The organism is Caulobacter sp. DWP3-1-3b2, assembly GCF_049896325.1.
Classification (GTDB): Bacteria; Pseudomonadota; Alphaproteobacteria; order Caulobacterales; family Caulobacteraceae; genus Caulobacter.
Genome location: NZ_JAFCUB010000022.1, coordinates 41,186 through 63,681 on the forward strand (window position 1 = coordinate 41,186; position 22,496 = coordinate 63,681).

General features: G+C 67.7%; 20 protein-coding genes and 1 tRNA gene. 5 read left to right on the top strand and 16 right to left on the bottom strand.

Features of this window, described 5'->3' with window-relative positions:
* Together ACP7AG_RS14200 and ACP7AG_RS14205 are read right to left on the bottom strand one after the other, a co-directional pair.
* On the bottom strand, window positions 1-1,356 hold the full coding sequence (locus ACP7AG_RS14200; RefSeq protein ID WP_426031604.1) for an aspartate aminotransferase family protein: 1,356 nt from the start codon (window positions 1,354-1,356) through the stop codon (window positions 1-3).
* A 160-nt stretch (window positions 1,357-1,516) separates the two neighbouring features.
* Window positions 1,517-2,203: a GntR family transcriptional regulator gene (locus ACP7AG_RS14205; RefSeq protein ID WP_426031606.1), complete on the bottom strand. Its 687-nt coding sequence runs from the start codon at window positions 2,201-2,203 to the stop codon at window positions 1,517-1,519.
* 152 nt (window positions 2,204-2,355) lie between these two features.
* Between ACP7AG_RS14205 and ACP7AG_RS14210 the strand changes: the two genes are divergently transcribed.
* A complete protein-coding gene (locus tag ACP7AG_RS14210; protein ID WP_426031608.1) occupies window positions 2,356-3,675 on the top strand; it encodes an aspartate aminotransferase family protein in 1,320 nt (439 codons plus the stop codon).
* A gap of 104 nt (window positions 3,676-3,779) precedes the next feature.
* A complete protein-coding gene (locus ACP7AG_RS14215) occupies window positions 3,780-5,138 on the top strand; it encodes an alpha/beta fold hydrolase (RefSeq protein WP_426031610.1) in 1,359 nt (452 codons plus the stop codon).
* A 61-nt stretch (window positions 5,139-5,199) separates the two neighbouring features.
* Here the strand turns inward: ACP7AG_RS14215 and ACP7AG_RS14220 are convergent, their stop codons facing one another.
* The 10 genes from ACP7AG_RS14220 to ACP7AG_RS14265 all read right to left on the bottom strand — a co-directional run bounded on the left by ACP7AG_RS14220 (window position 5,200) and on the right by ACP7AG_RS14265 (window position 11,673).
* Window positions 5,200-6,414 carry an NAD(P)/FAD-dependent oxidoreductase gene (locus ACP7AG_RS14220; RefSeq protein ID WP_426031612.1) on the bottom strand — a complete coding sequence of 405 codons (1,215 nt, stop codon included), beginning with the start codon at window positions 6,412-6,414 and terminating at the stop codon, window positions 5,200-5,202.
* Complete coding sequence (locus ACP7AG_RS14225; protein WP_426014665.1) at window positions 6,411-6,806, bottom strand: type II toxin-antitoxin system VapC family toxin; 396 nt, start codon at window positions 6,804-6,806, stop codon at window positions 6,411-6,413. The genes ACP7AG_RS14220 and ACP7AG_RS14225 overlap by 4 nt, the downstream gene beginning before the upstream one ends.
* Window positions 6,806-7,045 carry a type II toxin-antitoxin system VapB family antitoxin gene (locus tag ACP7AG_RS14230; protein ID WP_426014664.1) on the bottom strand — a complete coding sequence of 80 codons (240 nt, stop codon included), beginning with the start codon at window positions 7,043-7,045 and terminating at the stop codon, window positions 6,806-6,808. The genes ACP7AG_RS14225 and ACP7AG_RS14230 overlap by 1 nt, the downstream gene beginning before the upstream one ends.
* Before the next feature lie 122 nt (window positions 7,046-7,167).
* Complete coding sequence (rplA, locus tag ACP7AG_RS14235) at window positions 7,168-7,857, bottom strand: 50S ribosomal protein L1 (protein WP_426014661.1); 690 nt, start codon at window positions 7,855-7,857, stop codon at window positions 7,168-7,170.
* A gap of 3 nt (window positions 7,858-7,860) precedes the next feature.
* The gene (gene rplK / locus ACP7AG_RS14240; RefSeq protein WP_426014659.1) at window positions 7,861-8,292 is read right to left on the bottom strand and encodes a 50S ribosomal protein L11; all 432 of its coding nucleotides are present in this window, start codon (window positions 8,290-8,292) and stop codon (window positions 7,861-7,863) included.
* A gap of 1,060 nt (window positions 8,293-9,352) precedes the next feature.
* A complete protein-coding gene (locus ACP7AG_RS14245; RefSeq protein ID WP_426031614.1) occupies window positions 9,353-9,574 on the bottom strand; it encodes a hypothetical protein in 222 nt (73 codons plus the stop codon).
* Window positions 9,575-9,796: 222 nt separating this feature from the next.
* The gene (gene nusG, locus ACP7AG_RS14250) at window positions 9,797-10,354 is read right to left on the bottom strand and encodes a transcription termination/antitermination protein NusG (protein ID WP_426014647.1); all 558 of its coding nucleotides are present in this window, start codon (window positions 10,352-10,354) and stop codon (window positions 9,797-9,799) included.
* A 9-nt stretch (window positions 10,355-10,363) separates the two neighbouring features.
* Window positions 10,364-10,687 carry a preprotein translocase subunit SecE gene (secE, locus tag ACP7AG_RS14255; RefSeq protein ID WP_426031616.1) on the bottom strand — a complete coding sequence of 108 codons (324 nt, stop codon included), beginning with the start codon at window positions 10,685-10,687 and terminating at the stop codon, window positions 10,364-10,366.
* A 65-nt stretch (window positions 10,688-10,752) separates the two neighbouring features.
* Window positions 10,753-10,828: transfer RNA gene (locus ACP7AG_RS14260), tRNA-Trp, on the bottom strand.
* Between the two features lie 461 nt (window positions 10,829-11,289).
* Window positions 11,290-11,673: a hypothetical protein gene (locus ACP7AG_RS14265; RefSeq protein ID WP_426031618.1), complete on the bottom strand. Its 384-nt coding sequence runs from the start codon at window positions 11,671-11,673 to the stop codon at window positions 11,290-11,292.
* 279 nt (window positions 11,674-11,952) lie between these two features.
* On the opposite strand from ACP7AG_RS14265, the gene ACP7AG_RS14270 reads away from it, so the two are divergent.
* From ACP7AG_RS14270 to ACP7AG_RS14280, 3 genes are all read left to right on the top strand, one after another.
* Window positions 11,953-12,777, top strand: coding sequence for a ferredoxin--NADP reductase (locus ACP7AG_RS14270; protein WP_426014642.1), 825 nt, complete (start codon window positions 11,953-11,955; stop codon window positions 12,775-12,777).
* 21 nt (window positions 12,778-12,798) lie between these two features.
* Window positions 12,799-14,025, top strand: a complete 1,227-nt coding sequence (gene glp / locus ACP7AG_RS14275) for a gephyrin-like molybdotransferase Glp (RefSeq protein WP_426031620.1) — start codon at window positions 12,799-12,801, stop codon at window positions 14,023-14,025.
* Between the two features lie 116 nt (window positions 14,026-14,141).
* On the top strand, window positions 14,142-16,040 hold the full coding sequence (locus tag ACP7AG_RS14280; protein ID WP_426031622.1) for a polysaccharide biosynthesis protein: 1,899 nt from the start codon (window positions 14,142-14,144) through the stop codon (window positions 16,038-16,040).
* 185 nt (window positions 16,041-16,225) lie between these two features.
* On the opposite strand, the gene ACP7AG_RS14285 is transcribed toward ACP7AG_RS14280, so the two are convergent.
* The 4 genes from ACP7AG_RS14285 to ACP7AG_RS14300 all read right to left on the bottom strand — a co-directional run bounded on the left by ACP7AG_RS14285 (window position 16,226) and on the right by ACP7AG_RS14300 (window position 22,350).
* Window positions 16,226-19,477, bottom strand: coding sequence for an error-prone DNA polymerase (locus tag ACP7AG_RS14285; RefSeq protein WP_426031624.1), 3,252 nt, complete (start codon window positions 19,475-19,477; stop codon window positions 16,226-16,228).
* A 12-nt stretch (window positions 19,478-19,489) separates the two neighbouring features.
* Entirely contained in the window at window positions 19,490-21,145 is a 1,656-nt protein-coding gene (locus ACP7AG_RS14290; protein WP_426031625.1) for a Y-family DNA polymerase, read from the bottom strand.
* Window positions 21,060-21,839 (bottom strand): ImuA family protein, encoded by a 780-nt coding sequence (locus tag ACP7AG_RS14295; RefSeq protein ID WP_426014632.1) that lies wholly within the window; start codon window positions 21,837-21,839, stop codon window positions 21,060-21,062. The genes ACP7AG_RS14290 and ACP7AG_RS14295 overlap by 86 nt, the downstream gene beginning before the upstream one ends.
* Before the next feature lie 145 nt (window positions 21,840-21,984).
* The gene (locus ACP7AG_RS14300) at window positions 21,985-22,350 is read right to left on the bottom strand and encodes a VanZ family protein (protein WP_426031627.1); all 366 of its coding nucleotides are present in this window, start codon (window positions 22,348-22,350) and stop codon (window positions 21,985-21,987) included.
* Window positions 22,351-22,496 lie beyond the last annotated feature (146 nt).

The window sequence follows — 22,496 nt, forward strand, 5'->3', positions numbered from 1 at the left end:
TCATGCCTCTAACCCCTCCAGCGCCCCGGCGAACCCGTCGACCGCCGCGACCAGGCGGTCGATAGCGGCGTCTTCGGTCATCGGCGACACCAGCATCATGGTGTGGAAGGGCGCGATCAGCACCCCGCGATTGATCAGCCACAGATGAAGCGCGGACAGCAGGGCGTGGTCCAGTGTCTCGCGCATCTCGGCGGCGTTTTTCGGTGGACGCTCGGCGAGGATCAGCTCGACTCGCGCCCCAACCTGCACCACCGACCACGGCAGGGCCCGCACGGCGATCATGCCGCGCAGGTCCTCGACCAGCTTTTGGGCGCCGGTCAGCATCCGGTCATAGGCCGCGTCGGTCATCACCTCGGACAGCATGGCCCGCATGGCCGCCAAGGCCAGCGCGTTGCCCGACAACGTCGTGCCGATCCCCGACTGGCCCGGACCGATCCGCGCGGCTGCGGCGTCCATGCGGTCGGAAAGCGCGGCGGTCACGCCCCAGACCGCCGCCGGCACCCCGCCGGCGATGGCCTTGCCGACCACGAAGACGTCGGGCTTCAGGCCGTGGGCGCGGCTATAGCCGCCTGGGCCGGTCGAGAGGGTGTGGGTCTCGTCGAGGATCAACAAGGTCCCGGCTGCGCGGGTCATCGCCCGCAGCGCGTCGTGAAAGCCCGGGTCGGGCAGGATCATCCCGCAATTGGTCATCACCGGCTCGGCCAGAACGGCGGCCACATCGCCTGGGGCCAGGGCGGCTTGCAGCGCGGCCAGATCGTTGAACGGCGCCACGCGGGTGGTGGCTGTCAGGTCGTGCACCTGACCCACCAAGCCGGGCTTCATCACCGGCACGCCGCCGTCCAGCACCACGAAGGCGTCATCGACCATGCCGTGATAGCAGCCGTCGAACACCAGGATCACCGGCCGCTGCGTCACCGCCCGCGCCCAGCGGATGGCCGCGCGGTTGGCGTCGCTGGCCGTGGTCGCCGCCTGCCACAGCGGCAGGCCGAACCGCTCGGCCAGCAACCGGCCGACGATCACCGCCGTGGCCGTGGGCAGCATGAACCCCGCGCCGCGCAAGGCCTGATCGGCGATGGCTCGGGCCACGGCCGGTTCGCCATGGCCGAACATCGCCGGCGTGTCGGCCAGGCAGAAGTCATCATACAACTTCCCATCCACGTCGGTGATCTGGGCGCCGACGCCCTGGGCCGCGAAGATCGGGCTCGGGCTGGCCCAGTCGCCCATCCAGTGCATTGGCGTCCCGCCGCGCCAGACCTCGGCCGCCGACCACACCATCGCCGCCGAACGCGGATGCTCGGTCGTGAAGCGCTGGGCCTCGGCCTCGATGAGGTGGGAGAGGCTGGAGGCAGTCGTCATGGCGTCGATCGAGAAAATGCAGGCACGGATGATCCTCAACTGTGATCACAGTTTGCGTCGGACAGGCGACTGTCAAGATCAGGTCGTCATCGCCTCGGCGGGTTTGCGAGGTTGCATTTCCCCGTGATCTTCACACCGTGAGCAGGACGAAGAAAGCACCCTAGCCGCCCACCGCCACGCGCATCTTTTCCATGCCTTCCGACAGGTCGGCCGCTATGGCCTGGCGGGCGGCCTCGGCGTCGCCGGTCTTCAGGGCGTCCATGGCCTCGGCGTGGCGATCGGCCGGCAGGCCGACCGTGCCGACCCGGCCGAACACGACCCGCATGAACGGCCCGATCTGCAGCCACAGGGCGCGCGCCATCGACAGCAGCACCTCCGCCTCGGCCCGTTCGTAGATGGCGAAGTGGAAAGCGTGGTTGGCGGTCATGTAACCGTCGACGTCGCCGGCCGCGAGGGCCGCGTCCAGGCGCACGTCGATGGCCTTGAGCGCCCGGATGAGGGCGGCGTCGGCCTGGGACGCGGCGCGGGCGGCCAGTTCGGGCTCGATCCACAGCCGGACCTGGGACAGCTGTTCCAGGCGGGCGGCGGTCAGGGACGGCACGGAAAGCCGCTTGTTGGCCGGGTTGATCGCAAGGGCCCGCTCGGCCACGAGCCGACGCACCGCGTCGCGCACCGGCATCGGACTGACCCCCAGCTCGGCGGCCAGGCTGCGCAGGGACACCCCGACGCCTGGCGCGATCCGGCCGGTGACCAGGGCCTGGCGGATGGAGTCATAGACCTGGTCGTGGACGGTGGGGCTGTCGGTGAGCGGACGTCTCGGCGAGGCCGGTGATGCTGATGGGGACACACACGCACTCCTCTGCCTGCGCCACGATCACACCGACGGGGAATGCGTGTGTGTCCCCGACACATCCGCGCCCTGCCCGATTGACCTTGCCAGAAGACCCGCAATTGCGATCACAATGCAAGTCCTTGGGCAAGCCTGTACGGAGACCCGCCATGGCCGACATCCGCGCCAACGACCTCGACGCCTTCTGGATGCCGTTCACGCCCAACCGGCGCTTCAAGGCCAATCCGCGCCTGCTGAGCCGCGCTGAGGGCATGCACTATTACACCCCCGACGGCCGCCAGATCCTCGACGCCACCTCGGGCCTGTGGTGCGTCAACGCCGGGCACAACCGGCCCAAGATCGTCGAGGCCATTCGCCGTCAGGCCGGAGAAATGGACTATGCGCCGAGCTTCAACATGGGCCACCCCGCCGCCTTCGCCTTCGCCAGCCGTATCGCCCAGATCACGCCCAAGGGCCTGGACCGCATCTTCTTCACCGGCTCGGGCTCGGAGTCGGTCGACACCGCCCTGAAGATCGCCCTGGCCTATCACCGCGCCCGCGGCAAGGGGACCAAGACCCGGCTGATCGGCCGCGAGCGCGGCTATCACGGCGTCGGCTTCGGGGGCATATCGGTGGGCGGAATCCCCAAGAACCGGATGTATTTTGGAAGCTTGCTGACCGGCGTCGATCACCTGCCGCACACCCATGGCGTGGAGGGCAACCTGTTCAGCCAGGGTCTGCCGAAGAACGGCGCCGGGTTGGCCGACGCCTTGGAAGCGATCGTCGCCCTGCATGACGCCAGCAACATCGCCGCCGTGATCGTCGAGCCCGTGGCGGGCTCGACCGGCGTGCTCGTCCCGCCCGAGGGCTACCTGCAACGCCTGCGGGCGATCTGCGACAAGCACGACATCCTGCTGATCTTCGATGAGGTAATCACCGGGTTTGGCCGGGTCGGCGCGGCCTTCGCCGCCGAGCGCTTCGGGGTGATCCCCGACATGATCTGCATGGCCAAGGGCCTCACCAACGCCGCCGTCCCGGCCGGCGCCGTCGCCGCGTCCGAAGGAATCTACCAGGCGATGATGGACGGCGCCGACGCCCCCATCGAGCTCTTCCACGGCTACACCTATTCGGCCCACCCGCTGGCCTGCGCGGCAGGACTGGCGGCGCTGGAGGTCTACCAGGAAGAGGACCTGTTCAACCGCGCTCTGGCGATGGAACCCTATTGGCGCGCCGCCGTGCATTCGCTGAAAGACGCCCGCCATGTCATCGACATCCGCGACTTCGGCCTGATCGCCGGCATCGAACTGGAGCCCCGTCTGGGCGCCCCCACGGCCCGCGCCATGGCGGCCTTCGAGACGGCCTTCGACCAGGGGCTTCTGGTGCGGGTGACCGGCGACATCATCGCCCTGTCGCCGCCGTTGATCATCGAGGAAGCGCAGGTCGATCAGGTGGTGGACACCATCCGGGCGGCGCTGGCGGGGGTGGATTGACCCTCTCTTAGCGGAGAAAGGGAAGAGCCTCCGCGAAGCGCGAGGCGGACTGGCCATGCGCCCATATTTCCGCATAACAGAGACCGCTGCCTCAGGGGACCCTCATGAAACGCCAGATCACCGCCGGCTTCGCCGCCCTGATGCTCATCGGCCTCGCCGCGCCGGCCCACGCCGAGCCGCGCGTCCCGCCGATCCCCAAGGCGGTGATCGCCGATCCGCCGCGAGACGCGGCCCATCCGGCCGACATGGCCGCCTTCACCGTTTCGACGGGCGGGGTGGGCGTCAACGCGCTGATGTACCTGGCCTCGGGCGATCAGCCGCATGCGACGATGCTGTTCCTGCACGGCTTCCCCGGCAACGAGACCAATATCGACCTGATGCAGGCCGTGCGCCGGGCCGGCTGGAATGTGCTGAAGATCAATTATCGCGGCTCGTGGGGCAGCCCCGGCAAGTTCTCGTTCGCCAATGCCCGGGTCGACGGCGAGGCGGCCACGGCCTTCCTGTTCGACCCAGCCAATGTCGCCAAATACCATATCGACACTACCAGGATCGTGGTGGCCGGCCACAGCATGGGCGGCTTCATGGCCGCTGACGCCGCGTCCGCCGAGCCGCGCGTGGCCGGAACCGTACTGATCGACGCCTGGGACATCGGCAAGAACGCGGCCCAGATCACCAGCCCCGCCGCGCGCAAGGCGGCCGCCGACAAGATGCGGCCCGACACCCTTCCACTGGCCGGGACCAGCGCCGAGTTGCTCGTCAAGGAGATTGAGGCGAACGCCGCCAAGCTGAATCTGGAAGCGCTGAGCGCCCGGATCGCCAGCCGTCCCGTGCTGATGATCGGCGCCGAACATGCCAGGGCGCCGACCATGCGCAAGCTGGCGGCCGCCGTCCGGGCCGCCCAGGCCACCGCCTTGACCGAAACCTACATAGACACCGACCACAGCTTCTCCGACGCGCGCATCGCGCTGGAGGGCGAGGTGATCCGCTGGCTAGGCCGCTTCGATCCGGCGAGCGCCAAGCCGGGCACGCCGCAGATTCCGCTGAACGCTCCCTATGACGAGGCCAACCCCTTTGCCAAGATCCTGCGTGGCGAGGTCGTCGTGCCTAAGGTCTACGAGGACGACCAGGTGCTGGCCTTCATGGACTACGCGCCCGCCGAGCCCGGCCATGTGCTGGTGATCTCCAAGACTTCCAAGGCCCGAAACATCCTGGAGGTCTCGCCGCAGGACCTGTCGCGGATCATGGCCGTGGCCGCCCGCGTGGGCCAGGCCCAGGTCGACGGCCTGGGGGTCGAGGGCTTTACCATCGTCCAGAACAACGGCGTAGGCCAAAGCGTGCCGCACCTGCACATCCACGTCATCCCCCGCGCGGCCGGCAAGCCGCTGATGTTCGTCGAGCATGAGAAGGGCGATCCCCAGGCGATCGAGGCGATGGCGGCGAAGATACGGGCGGCGATGAAATAGTCGCCGAGGCGGGCCTGGATGCGGGCAGGCACACGTGGCTGTCCCCGTCCGTTGTCTGGCTCTAGCCAAACCGCTCCACCACCGCTCGCGCCGCCGCCACGCCCGTGGCGAAACAGGCTTGCAGCAGGTACCCGCCGGTCGGAGCCTCCCAGTCCAGCATTTCGCCGGCCACGAACACGCCGGGAACGCCCCTCAGCTCCAGCCCGTCGAGACTGTCGAACCTCAGCCCGCCGGCCGAGGAGATCGCACGTTCAAGACCCTGGACGCCGGTCAGCACGATCGGCGCGGCCTTGATCGCCGCCGCCAAGGCGTCGGGCGCGACCGGCAGGGCCACGCCGTGGGCCTCGCGCAGCAGGCCGATCTCGACCGGCGACAGGCGGGCGGCCTTGCGCAGCCAGCTTGACAGCGACTGGCCTCCCCGTGGCCGCGACAGGCGCGCGGTCAGTTGAGCCTCCGACACGTCGGGCCGCAGATCGACAACGAGCGTTGCGGATTCCCGCGCCTCGACCGCGTCACGCAAGGCGGCCGAGAGGGCGTAGACCGCCCCGCCCTCCAGGCCATAGCCAGCGGCCAGGGCGTCGCCGCGCGACGTCGCACCCTCGAAGCTCAGGCCAATGTTCTTCAGCGGTGATCCGGCGAAGCGCTCGCGGAACAGCGCCGTCCAGGCGACCGTGAACCCGACATTGGCCGGCCGGAACGGCGCCACCACAGCACCTCGCGCCGCCAGCAGCGCCGCCCAGGCGCCGTCCGAGCCCAACCGCGCCCAGCTGGCGCCGCCGAGGGCCAGGATCGTGGCGCGCGGCCGCACCGTCTGGACGCCATCAGCGGTGTCGAAGCTCAATGCTCCGGTCACATCCCACCCGGTCCAGGTCGAGCGGGTTTTGAACGCAACCCCCTGCTCCTCCAGCCGCGCGATCCAGGCCCGCAGCAGCGGCGAGGCCTTCAGCGCCTTCGGAAACACCCGGCCGCTGGAGCCGACGAAGGTCGCCTGCCCCAGCCCTTCGGCCCAGGCGATCAGATCGGCCGGCTTAAAGGCCTCCAGCAGCGATCGCAGCGTCGCGCTCGCCGCGCCGTAGCGCTCGGCGAGCCGCTCGAAGTCCTCCGAATGGGTCAGGTTCAGCCCGCCGCGCCCGGCCATCAGGAACTTGCGCCCCAGGGTCGGCATGCGCTCGTAAACCGCCACCGACAGCCCCGCCCCGCTCAGCACCTCGGCCGCCATCAGCCCGGCCGGCCCGCCGCCGATCACGGCGACGTCTGGGGTCTGGGGTGCGGTCACGCAGGCTCGACGTCGGTCAGGGCGAAGTCGTCGCCTTTATAAAGCAACGGCACGCCGTTGGTCCGGGCACAGGCGTAGGCGAAGCAATCGCCCATGTTCAGCTTGGCGGGATGCACGCCCTTGCCAAAGCGAGCGTGAGCGACGAGGGCGAGATCACCTTCGGCGGCGCCGATATCCACGAGTCGTGCGCCAACGCTGGCCTGGAAGGCGGCCAGACGCGCGCTGGCCTGCGATATTTCATCCGCCGTCTCTCTTGCCACGGCGCGAACCGTCTCCCAGTTGGCGATCGGCGAGGTCAAAACAATTGTCGCGGCAGCCAAGGCAATGCGCAGCCGGTCGCGTTCGGGCTCGTTTAGGACGATGGCTGTCCAGGCCGACGCGTCGACGAACATCAGTCGCCGTTGATCATGTCGAAGAAAGCCTTGTCCGCCGTCAGACCGGTTCTAGGCACGGCGTCGAACTCCGCCAAAATGGCGTCCATGCGCGCCAGCTTTTCAGCCCGCACCTTGTCATCCGCCTCGCGCGCCCGGCGTACGGCCAGCTTGATGGCCTCGGTAATGCCAACGTGGTTGTCCTCGGCATATTGCCGCAACATCGCGTCGGCCTCGGCGTCTCGGACATGGAAGGGCATCGGAAACCTCCGTCTAGCCGGAACATAACATCGGCTAGACGCGTCGCCAACTCAGGCTCCAAACGCAAAGCGGGCGCTGGATGGCTCCAGCGCCCGCTCGCTAACCCATAGTTCGAAGAGGCTTAGGCGTTGACCGAAGCGGCGTCGATCTTGAAGCCCGGACCCATCGTCGAGGACAGGCCGATACGCTTCACATAGATGCCCTTGGCGCCGGCCGGCTTGGCCTTGACCAGAGCGTCGACCATCGCCTTGACGTTGATCAGCAGGGCTTCGTCGGTGAACGACACCTTGCCGATGCCGGCGTGGACGATGCCCGCCTTCTCGACGCGGAACTCGACGGCGCCGCCCTTGGCGTCCTTCACGGCTTGACCCACGTTCGGGGTCACGGTGCCGACCTTCGGGTTGGGCATCAGGCCGCGCGGGCCCAGCACCTTACCGAGGCGACCGACCAGGGCCATCATGTCCGGGGTCGCGATGACGCGATCGAAATCCATGAAGCCGCCGACGATCTTTTCGTACAGGTCTTCGGCGCCGACGTGTTCAGCGCCCGCCGCGGTGGCTTCGGCCGCCTTGGCGTCCTTGGCGAAAACGGCGACGCGAACGTCGCGGCCGGTGCCCGACGGCAGGTTGACGACGCCGCGGACCTGTTGGTCGGCGTGGCGCGGATCGACGCCGAGATTGATCGAGAGTTCGACCGACTCGTCGAACTTGGCGTTGGCGTTGGCCTTCACGAGGGCGATGGCTTCGGCGACGGCATGCGCGGCTTCGCGATCGCCGGTCCAGGCCTGGATGCGCTTGGGTTGCTTGGCCATGGTCTAGGCCTCCACGATCTTAAGGCCCATGGCCTTGGCGGAGCCTTCGATGATCTTGGCCGCAGCCTCGATGTCGTTGGCGTTCAGGTCCTTCATCTTCTTTCCGGCGATCTCGCGCAGCTGGCTGCGCGTGACTTCACCGACGGTTTCGCGACCGGTCAGCTTCGCGCCGGACTTCAGGCCGGTGATCTGCTTCAAGTAGTGCGTCGCCGGGGGCGTCTTGGTGACGAAGGTGAACGACTTGTCTTGGTACACAGTGATCACGGTCGGCAGGGGGGTGCCCTTTTCGACGTTCTCGGTGCGCGCGTTGAACTCCTTGCAGAAGCCCATGATGTTGACGCCGCGCTGGCCCAGTGCGGGGCCGATGGGCGGTGAAGGCGTGGCGGAGCCGGCCTTCACCTGGAGCTTGATATAGCCCAGGATCTTTTTAGCCATTGTATCCTCTCAAGAAAGCCGGGTTTAGCGGCCTTCGCTGTGTGGCCGTGGTCCGGGCTGGCGGCCCTCCCACGGATTTGAGCTCGCCGAGAACGACGAGCACGCCCCGAGACAAAAGTCCTGGAGCGAGGCGCGTCGTCTAGCAGGTGCGGGGTGGGGAGTCTAGGTGGGGGCGCAAGAGACGAGCCTGCAAGCGGACGCTTGGGAGGACCGTTATGGGTGGAAGTCGGCCATCGCCGCCACATCGATCAATTGAAGTCGCGAAACGCTGCGCCCCTTGGAAGGGATCGTTCTCCCGAGTTCAAGGCACTCAGGAGGCGCTCGCGATCCTCCTGCGGCAATCGATCCTGATTGTACGCCTTCAACACCCCGTCAGGTACAATAGGAGTCGGGGGCTCGTCCCTCAGAGGCTGGGTGGGACGGAGCATTATGCGACCAGTCTGAACCCAGAATTCGTACGTAGCAGCTTCTTCCGGTTTGAAATTTCCGCATCGATATTGGTCGTACACGTCATCTAGATCAGGTATATCCCGCGCATTCCTTTGATCCATGCCCTTTTTTATTCGTATGAAAACCGAGTGGGCGGCATCTCCGCTGCTTACTTCGTCGCAGCCATCTTCGAAATGCTTACCAACAGGCGGTAGCGACCGGACATACGCTTGTGCGGCAGCGCTTAACGGAGGTTTTGAGGCGCTTTCCACATCATGAGAAGCGGGAGCTGAAGCCGGCTTTTCGGTGCACGCGCATAGCAAAGCGCAGGCCGCCAATACCCAAGTCCGCATTCTTGACCTCCCGGACGCGCGCCATTGCTCAGCTACACCGGAAGGTAGCATCGATCCCGTTGCCCTCAAGCAGACTTTCCCACCGTCCGCTCAGGGTCCAAGTTGGCCATTCTCGCCATTGCCACAAAACGGACGCCTGCATCCTGCCCGCTCTTCTCATCACCCGCTTCGCGGGGGAGGTGGCGCGGCGCCTTCGCACCGTGACGGAGGGGGCGTCTGCGGCGTTGGAGCGCCCCCTCCGTCACGATGCGTATTCGCATCGCGCCACCTCCGCCGTTTCACGGGTGACGAGAAGGCCTGTCGTTCCCCCGCCCCGCTGCCTCGGTCAGGTCGAACAGCAGCTTCGAGGCGCCCGCCGCGATCAACCACAGGAAGGCCAGGATACGCAGCACAGGCGCGGCTTGTGGATGGTGCGCGGCGAGGACGAGCAGTAGGACGAAGCCTCCGACTGCGGCCAAGGCCAGGGTCAGGGAGGCGAGCTTGCAGTGGAAGACGGACATCGGACGGTTCCGGACGGCGGATGAGGCCGTCGTTGTCGCGCCGGAAGGCGTAAGCGATCCATTCGGTATCGGGCTGGAGACGTAAGGGCGGCGTAAGGCCTGCCGACACCCACTTGCTCCCACCTGGCCGCTTCGCGGTCTGTCAGCGGCGAGGGGCGGAATGCAAAAAACCCGCGCCTTGCGAGCGCGGGGTTTTCGAATGCTTCGGTCGTGAAACCGCCTTTAGGCGATCTTCTCGACCTGGCTGTATTCCAGTTCCACCGGGGTGGCGCGGCCGAAGATCGAGACAGTGACACGCAGGCGCGAGCGCTCCTCGTCGACCTGCTCGACCGAGCCATTGAAGCTGGCGAACGGGCCGTCGGTGACGCGGACGTTCTCGCCGATCTCGAACAGCACGACCGTCTTGGGACGCTCGACGCCCTCTTCGATCGCGCCGACGATGCGCTGAACTTCCTTTTCCGACACCGGCTGCGGCTTGGAGGCGCTACCCAGGAAGCCCGTGACCTTCGGAGTGTTCTTGATCAGGTGATAGGCTTCATCCGACAGGTGCATCTTCACCAGCACATAGCCGGGGAAGAACTTGCGCTCGGCATTGACCTTGCGGCCGCGACGGATCTCGACGACGTCCTCGGTGGGCACCAGGATTTCGGAGAAGCTGTCTTCCAGGCCGTGGCTCTTGGCCTGTTCGCGGATGCTCTCGGCCACCTTCTTCTCGAAGTTCGAGTAGGCGTGGACGATGTACCACTTGTGGTTCGGGTTGGACGCGGTTTCGGTGCTCATGGTGATTTCTTATCCCGCGGCGAACTTGAGGAGGAGGTTGGCGCCCATCCCCAGGATCCAGTCGGCGAACGTGAAGAACAGCGCGCTGATCACCACCATGATGAAGACCATCACCGAGGTGATCCAGGTCTCCTTGCGGGTGGTCCAGGTAATCTTGCGCGCCTCGGCCCGCACTTCCTGAGCGAACCGCATCGGGTTGAACGGCTTCTTGGGCGCGGCCGGGGCCGCGGTCTTGGCGGCGTTGGACGCCCCGCCCGCGGGTGCGAGGGCCGCGGCCGTCTTGGCGGCGCGGCTCTTGATCGCTGACGGGCTCGAACCCGGTTTCCTGGCCATGACTTAAGAGGCTCGCGACTTTCGGTGGGTCAGCCCGAAAAGCCGGACCGACCGATGACATATAGTGGCAGGAGTGGAGGGACTCGAACCCACGACCCTCGGTTTTGGAGACCGATGCTCTACCAGCTGAGCTACACTCCTGCAGAACCGCGATCCCTTTAGCGGGGATCTTGGCTTTCCGACAATGAACATCGCGCCGGTAGGCTGTTCAAAAGCCCGCCAGCGCGTTGGTCTCATCGCCAGAGCCGCGTCGTTTAGCAGGGTCGTTCGAGCCGGGCAAGCGGCCCGGAGCGGGTTCGCGGCGTTCGGCGTTCGACGCGGCGGCGTTCTTTGCCGGACCGGACCCGGATCAAGGGCGCAGGCGGCGCGTTGGAGATGACCAACAACCGACCAGACGGAGGATTTCGCCATGCCGACACCAACCAGCCCGACGCAGGATCGGCCGTCCAACCGCGAGGTCGAGAACGAGAATCAGCGGCCTTCAGAGGCCGGCGATGGGGGTGGCAAGGCCCCACGCCCCGCGACGGAGCCGCGAGGCGCCGAAGATAGCTCAATCTCGCCAAAAACCCAGACGGATCCTGGTTCGGGCGAGGCCTGAGCGATCAGCCAGCCTTTTCCGGCGCCGGCGCTGCGGCGGGCGCCGCGCACTGGATATTGAGATACGACCACTTGACCTCGGCGAGCTGACGTCCGCACTCGGTGTTCTTGCCCAGGTCGCGACCTTGCAGCGACACGGCCACGCCCTTGGCGGGGTCTGGCGCCGGGGAAGCTCCAGAGATGTCATAATAACCGCCGCCCGGACCGCGCACCACGATGCACGATGTCGATTCGACGGGTCGAACACAGCCCGAGGCCGTGACCGACTTGCCTTCAAGGGCCACCGGCTGGGCCTTTTCGGCCTTGGTGGCCGCGTTCTCGCCGCAAGCCGCCAAGCTTAACGCTAACAGACTGGCCGCCGCGGCGGCCTTTACGAACCTTACCCGCATACGTTCCTCCGTATCATTGGCCTCGCGCCAAAGGCGACGAGACAAAGGAAGAGTGCGCCCGGTTTAGGGAGGCGGCAACACAATTTTGACACGGTTCAAAAAACAGGCGTCACGGTTTTTGACGCTTTTGAGGAAGATTTTCTCAAGGCCCTTTCAGACCTCGAAAGTTGACATCGGCATGGCTGTGCTCACATGAGACGCAGGTTGCCTCAGGGCCGTGGCGACACCCTCTAGAATCTCGCGCCTCGCCGCGCGGCAAGGACTTAGAAGACACGCACCATGACGGCCACGACGATTGCGCCCCCGCCCAAGGAAGCCGCCCAGCACACCGAGACCGTCCTGTGGGTCAAGCATTGGACGGACCGTCTGTTCAGCTTCGCCATCACCCGTCCGGCCAGCTTCCGTTTCCGCTCCGGCGAGTTCGTGATGATCGGCCTGCCGCCCCGTGAGGAGCTGGGCGAGAAGAAGCCCATCTTGCGCGCCTATTCGATCGGCTCACCCAGTTTCGCCGAGGAGCTGGAGTTCTTCTCGATCAAGGTCCCCGACGGCCCCCTGACCTCGCGCCTGCAGCAGATCCAGCCGGGTGATCACGTGCTGCTGGGCAAGAAGCCGACCGGCACCCTGGTGCTGGACGCCGTGCGGCCGGGCAAGCGCCTGTTCCTGTTCGGCACCGGTACGGGCCTGGCGCCCTGGCTGGCCGTGGCCCGCGACCCCGACGCCTATAGCCGCTTCGAGCAGGTGATCGTCGCCCACGGCGTGCGTGAGGTGCAGGAACTGGCCTATCGCGACCTGTTCACTTCGGAAATTCACGATGACCCGCTGGTCGGCGACGAGGCCAGGGCTCAGCTCGTCTATTACCCCACCGTCACCCGCGAGCCGTTCGAGCGTCAGGGCCGGTTCACCGACCTGATCGAGAGCGGCCAACTGTTCCGCGACCTTGGCCTGGACGCCGTCAAGTTCGATCCCGAGCACGACCGCGCCATGCTGTGCGGCTCGATGGCGATGATCAAGGACACCGCCGCCTTGCTGGAAGCCCACGGGCTGAAGGAAGGCTCCAACGCCGAGCCTGGCGACTTCGTGATCGAGCGGGCGTTTGTGGGCTGATCTGATCCGGGAGCACGGCTCGTGAGCGACGACGTTCCTCCACTCAAGAACCTCACCGTCGAAGAGGCCCGCGCCCGCATGCTGGCCGACGCGGCGCGGCTGGGCGTCGAGGACGTCGTGCTGCAGGCGGGCCTGGGCCGGGTGCTGGCCGCCGCCATCGTCGCGGACCGTGACCAGCCGCCCTTCGACGCTTCGGCCATGGACGGCTGGGCGGTGCGCTTCGCCGACCTTGCCCCTGGCGCGCATTTCCAGGTGGCCGGCGAGAGCGCCGCCGGCCATGCCCATGCCCGCCCCGTCGAGGCCGGCCAGGCGGTGCGGATCTTCACCGGCGCCCCCGTGCCGCCCGGCGCCGATACGGTGGTGATCCAGGAGAACGCCTCACGCGACGGCGGAGTGGTGACCTTCCAGATTGACCGCGATCCGCCGCCCCGCAACATCCGCCCAGCCGGCGGCGACTTCAGGTCCGGCGACACCTTGCTGCCGGCCGGCGCGCGGCTGGATGCTTGGACGCTGTCCCTGGCCGCCTCGGCCGGCCGGGGCCGACTGAGTGTCGCGCGACGGCCGCGCGTCGCCATCCTGGCCACCGGCGACGAACTCGTGCCCCCCGGCCACATCCCGGCTCCCGACCAAATCTTCGAGTCGGGCTCCTTAGCCTTGGCGGCCCTGGTCGAGGGCTGGGGCGGCGAGGCCGAGCGGCTTAAGGCTCGGGGCGACGACTTGGACGCCATCGCCGACGCGGTCGCCGAATGCTCGGCCGACCTGATCGTCACCGTCGGCGGCGCCTCGGTCGGCGACCACGACCTGGTCAAGCCGGCGCTGAAGACGCTCGGCTTGGCCTTGCGCGTCGAGACCGTCGCGGTGCGCCCCGGCAAGCCGACCTGGTTCGGGCGCCTGGCCGACGGTCGGCGTGTGCTGGGCCTGCCGGGCAATCCCGCCTCGGCACTGGTCTGCGCCGAGCTGTTCCTGCGCCCGCTGCTGGCCGCCCTGACCGGCGCCGATCCGGCCCTGCCGATCAGCGCCGGCGCCCTGGCCACGCCCCTGCCCGCCAACGGCCCGCGAGAACACTGGATGCGCGCCGTGCGAACGATCGACGATGAAGGTCGGGTGAGGGTCACGCCGTTCCCCGACCAGGACTCCTCGCTGATAGGGGTGTTCTCGCGCGCCGATTGCCTGGTGGTCAGACCAGCCGGCTCCCCGGCGGCGGAGGTTGGAGATGTGGTGAGGCTGCTGCCGCTGGCGCGAGGTTAAAAGGCGGTCGTCCACGGCCCCTGACGCCATCTGGCGCCGCAACCGCGACGCCACGCGACGAGCATGCTAAGCCCATTGCGAAGCGGCCTGACGGCGGTCGCGGCGGAGTTTCGTCAATGGGTCGAATGGGCAAGATCGCGGCGCATGTGGTGCTGGCCTTCATGGCCCTGCTCCTGGCCCAGGTGCTGAGCGCCGGCGTCGCCCCCCTTGCCCCCTCGGCCCTGGCCCATGCCGCCCTGTTCGCCGTGGCGGCCCTGCTGGTCGAGATCCTGTTCCAGGTCGAGCGTTCGCCGTGGCGGTTCTTCGCCGCCAGCGACGGCCTTCGCCTGGCCCGTTCGGCCTTGCTGACCACCCTGACCTTCGCCCTGCTGGCCCGCCTGGCCGGCGTCTGGCAGCCTGGAGGCTTGCGCACGCTGGCCGTCGCCTTCCTGCTGCAGACCGCCCTGCTGGCCGGTCTGCGGATTGTACGCCGCACCGTGCACGAGGACATTCTGGTCGAGTCGCTGCTTCGCCTGCGCCCCGCCCCCGCCTCGCCCGCCCTGCCCCGCCTGCTGATCGTCGGTTCGGCCAGCGAGGCCGAGGCCTTCCTGCGCGCCCCCGCCACCGTCGGCGAGCGCTACGCGCCGGTCGGAGTGCTGACCCCCGAGGCCCGCGAGACCGGCGATGAGCTCAGCGGCGTCTGCGTGCTGGGCGTGATCGCCGATTTCGACGCCGTGATGGCCCAGTTGCGCGACGGCGGGCTGCAGCCCGCCGCCCTGCTGTTCCTGACCGAGGGCCCGCTCAGCGCCTTTGGGGCCGAGCGCCTGGGGCGGTTGAAGACCGAGGGCGTGCGTCTGCTGCGTCACCACGGGGTGGTCGACATGGGCGCGACCGGCGGCGGCGCTCTGCGCGAGATCAGCCTCGAGGAGCTGCTCAGCCGCGCGCCGGTGCGGCTCGATCCCGAACCCGTCCGCGCCCTGGTGGCCGGCCGACGGGTGCTGGTCACCGGGGCCGGCGGCAGCATCGGCTCGGAATTGGCGCGGCAGATCGCCGCCAGCGGCTGCGCCCAACTGACTCTGCTGGACGCCGCCGAGGCCAACCTCTTCCACATCGACCGCGAGTTGGGCGAGGCCTGGCCGCAGATGGCCCGCCGCGACGTGCTGTGCGACGTGCGCGACGCGGCCCGCCTGGCCCTGGTGTTCGCCGCCGAAAAGCCCGAGATCGTCTTCCACGCCGCCGCCCTCAAGCACGTCACACTTGTCGAGAACCACCCTTGCGAGGGCGTGCGCACCAATGTGCTGGGCAGCCGCAATGTCGCCGCCGCCGCCAAGGCCTGGGGCGCGGCCCACCTGGCCCTGATCTCCACCGACAAGGCTGTGGCCCCGGCCAGTGTGATGGGCGCCACCAAGCGCGTGGCCGAGACCGTGGTCCGGCAGTTCGGGGCTGGCGGACCGGGCGAGCCGGGTCCGCGCGTCAGCATCGTGCGGTTCGGCAATGTGCTGGGCTCGGCCGGCTCGGTGGTGCCGATCTTCCAGCACCAGATCGCCCGCGGCGGTCCGGTCACCCTGACCGACGCGCAGGTCGAGCGCTATTTCATGACCATCCCCGAGGCGGTGCAACTGGTGCTGCGCGCCGTGGCCCTGTCGGCGGCCGACGTGGAACCCCCAATAGGCGTCTTGACGCTAGAGATGGGCGAGCCGGTCAAGATCATCGACCTGGCCCGGCGGATGATCGAGCTGCAGGGCCTGGTCCCCGACCGCGACATCGAGATCCGCATCACCGGCCTTCGCCCTGGCGAGAAGCTCACCGAGGCCCTTGTTGACATCAACGAGGCCGCCCGCCCCAAGGCCCCGGGCGTCACCGAGGCCGCGCCCCTGACCCCGGCCGCGCCGATCGCCGCCGAGGCCTTGGCCAAGCTCGAAGCCGCCGCCCTGGCCGGCGACGAGTTCGGCGTCCGCGCCCAGCTGTTCGCCATGGTGGAGGGGTTGCGGACGGTCGCGCCGCCGAAGCCGGCCAAGGCAAGGACGAAGGTTTGATCTAAAGTCCGCCTATCCCGGCAAACGCCCAAAGGGATGCGCACATCTCGAAAAGATGCCGCAGCGTCGTATTCGTTTTCCTTCTCCCCTTGCGGGAGAAGGTGGCGCTGTAGCCGTCGGAGGCCGCCTTACTTCCGCAAGGGGGAGAAGAATATTCAGGGCCGACGTGTTCAAACGGATGACGCTCAGTGGAAATCCCGGCTCCGCAGCAGCCGCCCCGACACCCGCGACCGCATCACGGGCGGCGCAGCGTTGGGGTCCTCCTTGATCCGCGCCAGCTCGGCCGACAGATCGGTGAAACTGTCTGCGACCACGTGGGTCACGCCATCGGCTTGCTGGACCTTGCCGTGCACCACCAGGAACGAGGCGCTCATCACGGTGCGGCGGTTGGCGTCGAAACAGTCCTTCCAGACCACCGCATTGGCCACGCCCGTCTCGTCCTCCAGGGTGACGAACACCACGCCCTTGGCGGTGCCCGGCCGCTGGCGGATCAGCACCAGACCACCGACCGAGACCTTGCGGCCGTTGCGCAAACTCTTCAGCCCCTCGGCGGGGGTGATCCCCATCGCGTCCATCATCGGGCGGAAAAACCGCAGCGGGTGGGCCTTCAGCGACAGGCTGGTGGTGCGATAGTCCTCGGCCACCTGCTGGGGCAGGCCCATGGCCGGCAGGTTCACGGCGGCTTCGAACAACGGCAGGCCGGCCAGCAGCGGCGCCTGGCTCCCGACCTTGACCTCGCCCTTCAGCCCCTTGACGGCCCACAGGGCGTCGCGCCGCGACAGGCCCATCGAGGCGAAGGCGTCGGCCTCGGCCAGCAGTTCCAGGACGCGTTGCGACATTCCGGCCCGCGCGAAGTCGGCCGGCGAGCGGGCCCCGGCGGCGCGGGCCTCGAGCAGGATCGCGATGTCCTCCTTGTCCTGGACGCCCTTGACCTGGCGCAGACCCAGGCGGACGGCCTTCCAACGGGGCCGCATCTCGGGGTCATTGATCCTATCGCTTCGAAATTCTCCTCTCCCGCTGGAGGGGGAGGGAGGCTCCAAGGTACAGTCGAAGTCGCTCATCAGCACGTCCGGCCCCCGCACCTCGACCCCATGCTCTCGCGCATCGCGCACCAACTGAGCCGGCTGGTAGAACCCCATCGGCTGAGAGTTGATCAGGGCTGCGCAGAACACGTCTGGCCAGGCCCATTTGATCCAGGCGGAGACATAGACCAGCTTGGCGAAGCTGGCCGCGTGGCTTTCGGGAAAGCCGTAATGGCCGAAACCCTCGATCTGCTTGAAACAGCGGCTGGCAAAGTCGTGTTCATAGCCGCGCCGCACCATGCCGCCGACGAACTTGTCGCGATATTCGGCCGGATCGCCCAGGTCCTTGAAGGTGGCCATGGCCTTGCGCAGGCCATCGGCCTCGTCCGGCGTGAACTTGGCGGCGGTGATGGCCAGGCTCATGGCCTGTTCCTGGAACAGCGGCACGCCTAAAGTTTCGCCGAGGATTTGCTGGAGTTCATCAGGGTCGCCGTGCTCCGGCGAGGGCGACGGCCATTCGGGCTTTTCCTGCCCGTTCTTTCGCCGCAGATAGGGATGCACCATGTCGCCCTGGATCGGCCCAGGTCTGACAATCGCCACCTCGATGACCAGGTCGTAGAACCGGTTGGGCTTCAAACGCGGCAGCATCGACATCTGCGCCCGGCTCTCGACCTGGAACACGCCCACGCTGTCGGCGGCGGTCAGCATGTCGTAGACGCCCTTCACCTCCTTGGGCACGTCGGCCAAGTCGGTGATCGCCACGCCGTGATCGGCCCGCAGCATGCCGAACGCGCGCTGGATGGCGGTCAGCATGCCCAGGGCCAGAATGTCGACCTTCATCAGTTTCAGGCTGTCGATGTCGTCCTTGTCCCACTCGATGAAGGTGCGGTCCTTCATCGCCGCGTTGCCGATGGGCACGGTTTCGTCCAGCCGCCGCTTGGTCAGGACAAAGCCGCCGACATGCTGCGACAAATGGCGTGGGAACTGCAGCAGTTCGGTGGCCAGCACTATGGCCCGCCTGATCTGCGGATTGGCCGGATCCAGCCCTGTCTGCCGGATGTGGTCTTCGGGCAGGCCATCGCCCCAACTGCCCCACACCGTGTTGGCCAGGATGGCGGTGATATCCTCGGTCAGACCCAGGGCCTTGCCGACGTCTCGGATGGCGCTGCGCGGCCGGTAATGGATCACCGTGCCACAGATGGCGGCGTACTCGCGGCCATAGCGCTCATAGATATACTGCATCACCTCCTCGCGCCGCTCGTGTTCGAAATCGACGTCGATGTCCGGCGGCTCGCCGCGGTTCTCGGAGATGAAGCGGGTGAACAGCAGGCGGTGCTCGGTGGGATCGATGGACGTCACCCCCAGGCAGAAGCAGACCGAGGAATTGGCCGCAGAGCCGCGCCCCTGGCACAGGATGCCCATCTCCCGCGCCTTCTGGACGATGTCATGCACGGTGATGAAGTAGTTGGGATACTCCATCTTCTGGATCAGCCGCAGCTCCTCGCGAAGTTGGTCGGCGACCTTGGCCGAGACCCCCTCGGGATAGCGCCAGGCCGCGCCTTTCCAGGTCAGGTCCGCCAGGTGCTGCATCGCCGTCTTCCCCGCCGGCACGGGCTCGTCGGGATAGTGTTCCTTGACGTCGCTCAAATCGAAGTCAATGCGCTCGACGATCTCCAGCGTGCGCTCAACCGCCTGGGGCCAGCGCTCAAAGAGGCGGGCCATTTCCTGGGGGCGCTTCAGATGGCGCTCGGCGTTGGCTTCCAGGCGAAAGCCCGCCTCCTGGATCGTGCAGCCTTCACGGATGCAGGTCAGGACGTCCTGCAGGGTTCGGCGTTCGGGCGCGTGGTACAGCACGTCGTTGGTGGCGACCATCGGCGCGCGCGCGTCCCGCGCCAGGTCGGCCAGGCGCGCCAGGCGCCGGAGATCCTGGGCCGCATAGGCGCGATTGGCCGTGAGCCAGACCCGACCGCGCAACTCACTGGCCATCGCGCCAAGCCTGCTCTCGAAGGCGTCATCCAGCGTGCTGGGCGGCACGATCAAGGCCAACTGGCCCTCGGCGTGCTGCAGGAAGTCCTCCCAGAAGAGCTGACATTCGCCCTTGTCGCCGCGCCGCTGGCCCACGGTCAGCAAGCGGGTCAATCGGCCGAACGCCTCGCGATCCGAGGGGTAGCAGAGCAGGCTCGGCGTATCGTCGGCGAAGTCCAGGCGACAGCCGGTCAGGGCGCGGACCTTAAGCCTGTTCTCCTTTGCAAATGTCCAGGGCCGCACCACCCCGGCCAGGGTGTTGCGGTCGGTGACGCCCAAGGCCTTCAAGCCATAGGCCTCAGCGACCGTGATCAACTCCTTGGCGTGGGAGCCTCCGCGCAGGAAGGAGAAATTGGTGGTGGCCTGAAGCTCGGCATAGGCGAGGCTCATGGGCGAAACAGCCTAACCAAACAGGCCATGCAGCCACCATTTGGGATCGTCGCCAACGCCGTAGAAGCCCTGGCGATAGATCCAGAACCGTTCCCCGGCCTCATCCTCCACACGGTAATAGTCGCGGATCTTGGCCGGCCCGATGGTGTTGAAATCGGATCGCCACCATTCTTGGCCGATCCGCTCGGGCCCCTCGGCGCGGCGCACCCGATGGGCCTGGCCTCGCCACTGAAATTGGATGGGCGGGTCGTCAGGCAGCTTGGCCATCACCGCGATCGCCTCCGGGCGCTTGAAAAGCCGCGTGGGGCGGGGACGGTCGGGATTCCAGGTCTTGCCGGACGGCGGCCCCAGCGGCGCGCGGCGCGTCACCGACCGCTCGGGAACATGACTTTCCCGGGGCTCGTCGCGCCAGACCTTGCCGCCCAAGCGGTTGACCAGCCGATCGACCAGGGGGGCCAGGTTCTCGTCAATCCCCGCGCCAGCCTCTGCGTCCAGGCGCACCTGGACAGTCGACAGGCGTTCGACCTCGTGGGCGTAAACCGTGACCACTTCGACGCCAAAGCCGGGATCGACCGTATCGAGCTTGGGTGTCAGCAGCCGTGTCACGCGTCCGGCGTCGCGGCCAGGTCGCGACAAGCCGGCCCGGATCGGTATGGCCTTGCCATCGAGACGGTGGAAAACGATCTCGAAGCGCCGCGCGCCCTGCCCCTCCTCTTCAAGCCGCCGACAGATCAGGGCCACGGCGTCGCCAACAACGCGGCCCAGGTCATCCGGCGCGCTGATCGGTTCGAAGAAGGCTAGCCGGTCGCACCAGGGCGTAGCCGGCCGCTGAAAGCGCAAGGCCTCGCTCGCCGCGCCCAGGGCCTGGTCCAGTCGCAGGGTCAGGGCCATGCCAAACCGTCGCGCCAGTTGGGCGCGCGGCAGGCCCAGAAGTTGCCCCACATGGAATAGTCCCAGCCGCGGCAGCTGGGCCTGGGCGGCGGCGTCCAGGCGCAGGGCGGCGACCGGCAGGGGGGCCAGCAGCGGCGCCTGGCTGCGGGGCGGGGCGATGGTTCGGTCGGGGGCGAAGCGGGCCAGGGCCCAGGCCGCGCCCGGGGTGTCGGCGATCGCGCCCCTCGCCGGCGCGCCCCAGCGGTTCAGGCGGGCCAGCAGGTCGTCCAGCATCGCCGCCTCGCCGCCCCACAGGTGGGCGACGCCTTCGATGTCGAGGAACAGGCCGTCCGGCCCATCGATGGCCACGGCCGGCGAGAAGCGCACGCACCAGTCGCAGAGAATCTCCAGGGCGGCGCGGTCGCCGACGGGATCGTAATCGTCGCCGTGCAAATCCGGGACCAGGGCCGCGGCGTCGGCGGCCTTCTGGCCGACATAGAGACCGCAGGCGGCCGCCGCCTCGTCCACGGCGGCCAGACGTCGGGTCCCGCCCTCGATGGCGATCAGGGCTATAGGTCCTCCCCCCCTGGGGGAGGTGTCGGCGAAGCCGACGGTGGGGGGAGAATTATGCCGACGGCCCGTGGCTGGATCGACCTTCCGATCATTCCTCCCACCGATCGCTACGCGATCACCTCCTCCATAGGGGGAGGACTCACCCGACCCGCTGAAATTCGGAGTCTTCCTCAACCACGTCGTGATCGGCCAGTTGCGACACCAGACGGAAAGGATGCGGGCCATGGGCGGCCTCCGCTTTTTCGAGGATCCAGGCCCCGGGACGTCCGCCCCGGCACCGTTCGAGTTCGACCCGCCAGCGCGGCGGGCCCAGGCCAAGGTCGCCTGGCGGCGGCTGGCTGGGCGCGGCGGTGATGCGCCAGCGGGTCTGGGCGGCCGAGCCAGAGACCTCGCGCATCTTGCCCACTGGCCCGCCAAACGGTCTTCGACGCAGGAGCACGCCGATCGAGCCTCGCTTCTCACAGGCTAGCTGGAGACGGCGGCCCGCCTTGAGGTCTGGCGCTTCAGCCTCGCCCACGGCGGCAACCACGCCGATCGTGGAGAGGGCGTCTTCCAGCACGGCCAGCACCTCGGCCTCGTCGCGGGCCTTGACCAGGATCAGCCGCTCGGACGGAAAGCCCAGGTTCACCAGGCCCGGGACGTGCAGGTCGTCGCGCCGCATCACCCAGACCACCGCGCCTTGGGTGGCCAGGGGTCGGAGCAGCAAGGCGGAAAACGCCGTCGGGGCCGCGCTGGTCTCTTCCCCCAAGCCCGCGCCGCCCACTTCGTGCCAGGCCCCGCGCGGAAGACCGCCAGCTGGAAAACAGCCGTCGATGCGCGGATCGCCGAATGGCAGGACGGGAGGTGGAGTCCGAGTCCCCGCTTGCAAGGCGGCGATCTGGGCTCTCAAAGCCGGAAGGGCGTCGGTCGCCCCGGCCATATCTCACACTCCAATGTTCCACTTTTGTTCTGGCCTTACGGACTTGGAGAGTCAAGCGGAGCCCTGCATTGTGCGTCAAAATGGCCGTGTGAAGCCGCCAGGAGACGAGGCTTCCACGGCGGGGGGAGCGCGGGCGGCGTGGGTCCTAAAACCGCGCCTCGGTCCTCCACCACTTGCTGACCAGCATCGGACCGAACGCGGCGCTGATGCCGCAGGCGTCGGCGAACAGGTCGAACCACGACGCGTCGCGGCCGACGAAGGCCTGCAGGATCTCGATCGCCCCGCCGAACGCCAGGATCACCAGGCCGATGCGGTGCAAGCGGCTCAGCGGCAGGGCCAGGCTTGCCAGGATGCTCAGTACATAGAAGACGATGAAGTGCTTGGCCTTGTCCCAGGGGATCAGGCCGATGCTGTCATTGTCCGGCAGCAGGGCCCGGGCCAGGGCGTAGGCCGACGCGGCCAGAAAGACGGTGAAGATCAGGCGGTTGATCTTACGGGCGCGGAGGGACATCGAAACTCCTGGCTGGACGCTCGCACCTAGCCGGTCCCGTGCGGCTTGAAAATGGCCAAGCGGGGCCTTGGCCGCATCCCCTCGCAGAGTGCACGGCATCTGCACTCTTTTCCCTCTCCCCTTGCGGGAGAGGGTGGCGGCCGAAG

Coding starts and splice junctions, on each gene's coding strand:
- ACP7AG_RS14200 (WP_426031604.1), bottom strand. CDS start 1,356: ATGACGACTGCCTCCAGCCTCTCCCACCTCATCGAGGCCGAGGCCCAG.
- ACP7AG_RS14285 (WP_426031624.1), bottom strand. CDS start 19,477: ATGAGCCTCGCCTATGCCGAGCTTCAGGCCACCACCAATTTCTCCTTC.
- ACP7AG_RS14300 (WP_426031627.1), bottom strand. CDS start 22,350: ATGTCCCTCCGCGCCCGTAAGATCAACCGCCTGATCTTCACCGTCTTT.
- ACP7AG_RS14230 (WP_426014664.1), bottom strand. CDS start 7,045: ATGCCCTTCCATGTCCGAGACGCCGAGGCCGACGCGATGTTGCGGCAA.
- ACP7AG_RS14245 (WP_426031614.1), bottom strand. CDS start 9,574: ATGTCCGTCTTCCACTGCAAGCTCGCCTCCCTGACCCTGGCCTTGGCC.
- ACP7AG_RS14210 (WP_426031608.1), top strand. CDS start 2,356: ATGGCCGACATCCGCGCCAACGACCTCGACGCCTTCTGGATGCCGTTC.
- secE (WP_426031616.1), bottom strand. CDS start 10,687: ATGGCCAGGAAACCGGGTTCGAGCCCGTCAGCGATCAAGAGCCGCGCC.
- nusG (WP_426014647.1), bottom strand. CDS start 10,354: ATGAGCACCGAAACCGCGTCCAACCCGAACCACAAGTGGTACATCGTC.
- ACP7AG_RS14295 (WP_426014632.1), bottom strand. CDS start 21,839: ATGGCCGGGGCGACCGACGCCCTTCCGGCTTTGAGAGCCCAGATCGCC.
- ACP7AG_RS14265 (WP_426031618.1), bottom strand. CDS start 11,673: ATGCGGGTAAGGTTCGTAAAGGCCGCCGCGGCGGCCAGTCTGTTAGCG.
- ACP7AG_RS14215 (WP_426031610.1), top strand. CDS start 3,780: ATGAAACGCCAGATCACCGCCGGCTTCGCCGCCCTGATGCTCATCGGC.
- ACP7AG_RS14225 (WP_426014665.1), bottom strand. CDS start 6,806: ATGTTCGTCGACGCGTCGGCCTGGACAGCCATCGTCCTAAACGAGCCC.
- ACP7AG_RS14270 (WP_426014642.1), top strand. CDS start 11,953: ATGACGGCCACGACGATTGCGCCCCCGCCCAAGGAAGCCGCCCAGCAC.
- ACP7AG_RS14290 (WP_426031625.1), bottom strand. CDS start 21,145: ATGGCCCGCATCCTTTCCGTCTGGTGTCGCAACTGGCCGATCACGACG.
- ACP7AG_RS14280 (WP_426031622.1), top strand. CDS start 14,142: ATGGGTCGAATGGGCAAGATCGCGGCGCATGTGGTGCTGGCCTTCATG.
- rplK (WP_426014659.1), bottom strand. CDS start 8,292: ATGGCTAAAAAGATCCTGGGCTATATCAAGCTCCAGGTGAAGGCCGGC.
- rplA (WP_426014661.1), bottom strand. CDS start 7,857: ATGGCCAAGCAACCCAAGCGCATCCAGGCCTGGACCGGCGATCGCGAA.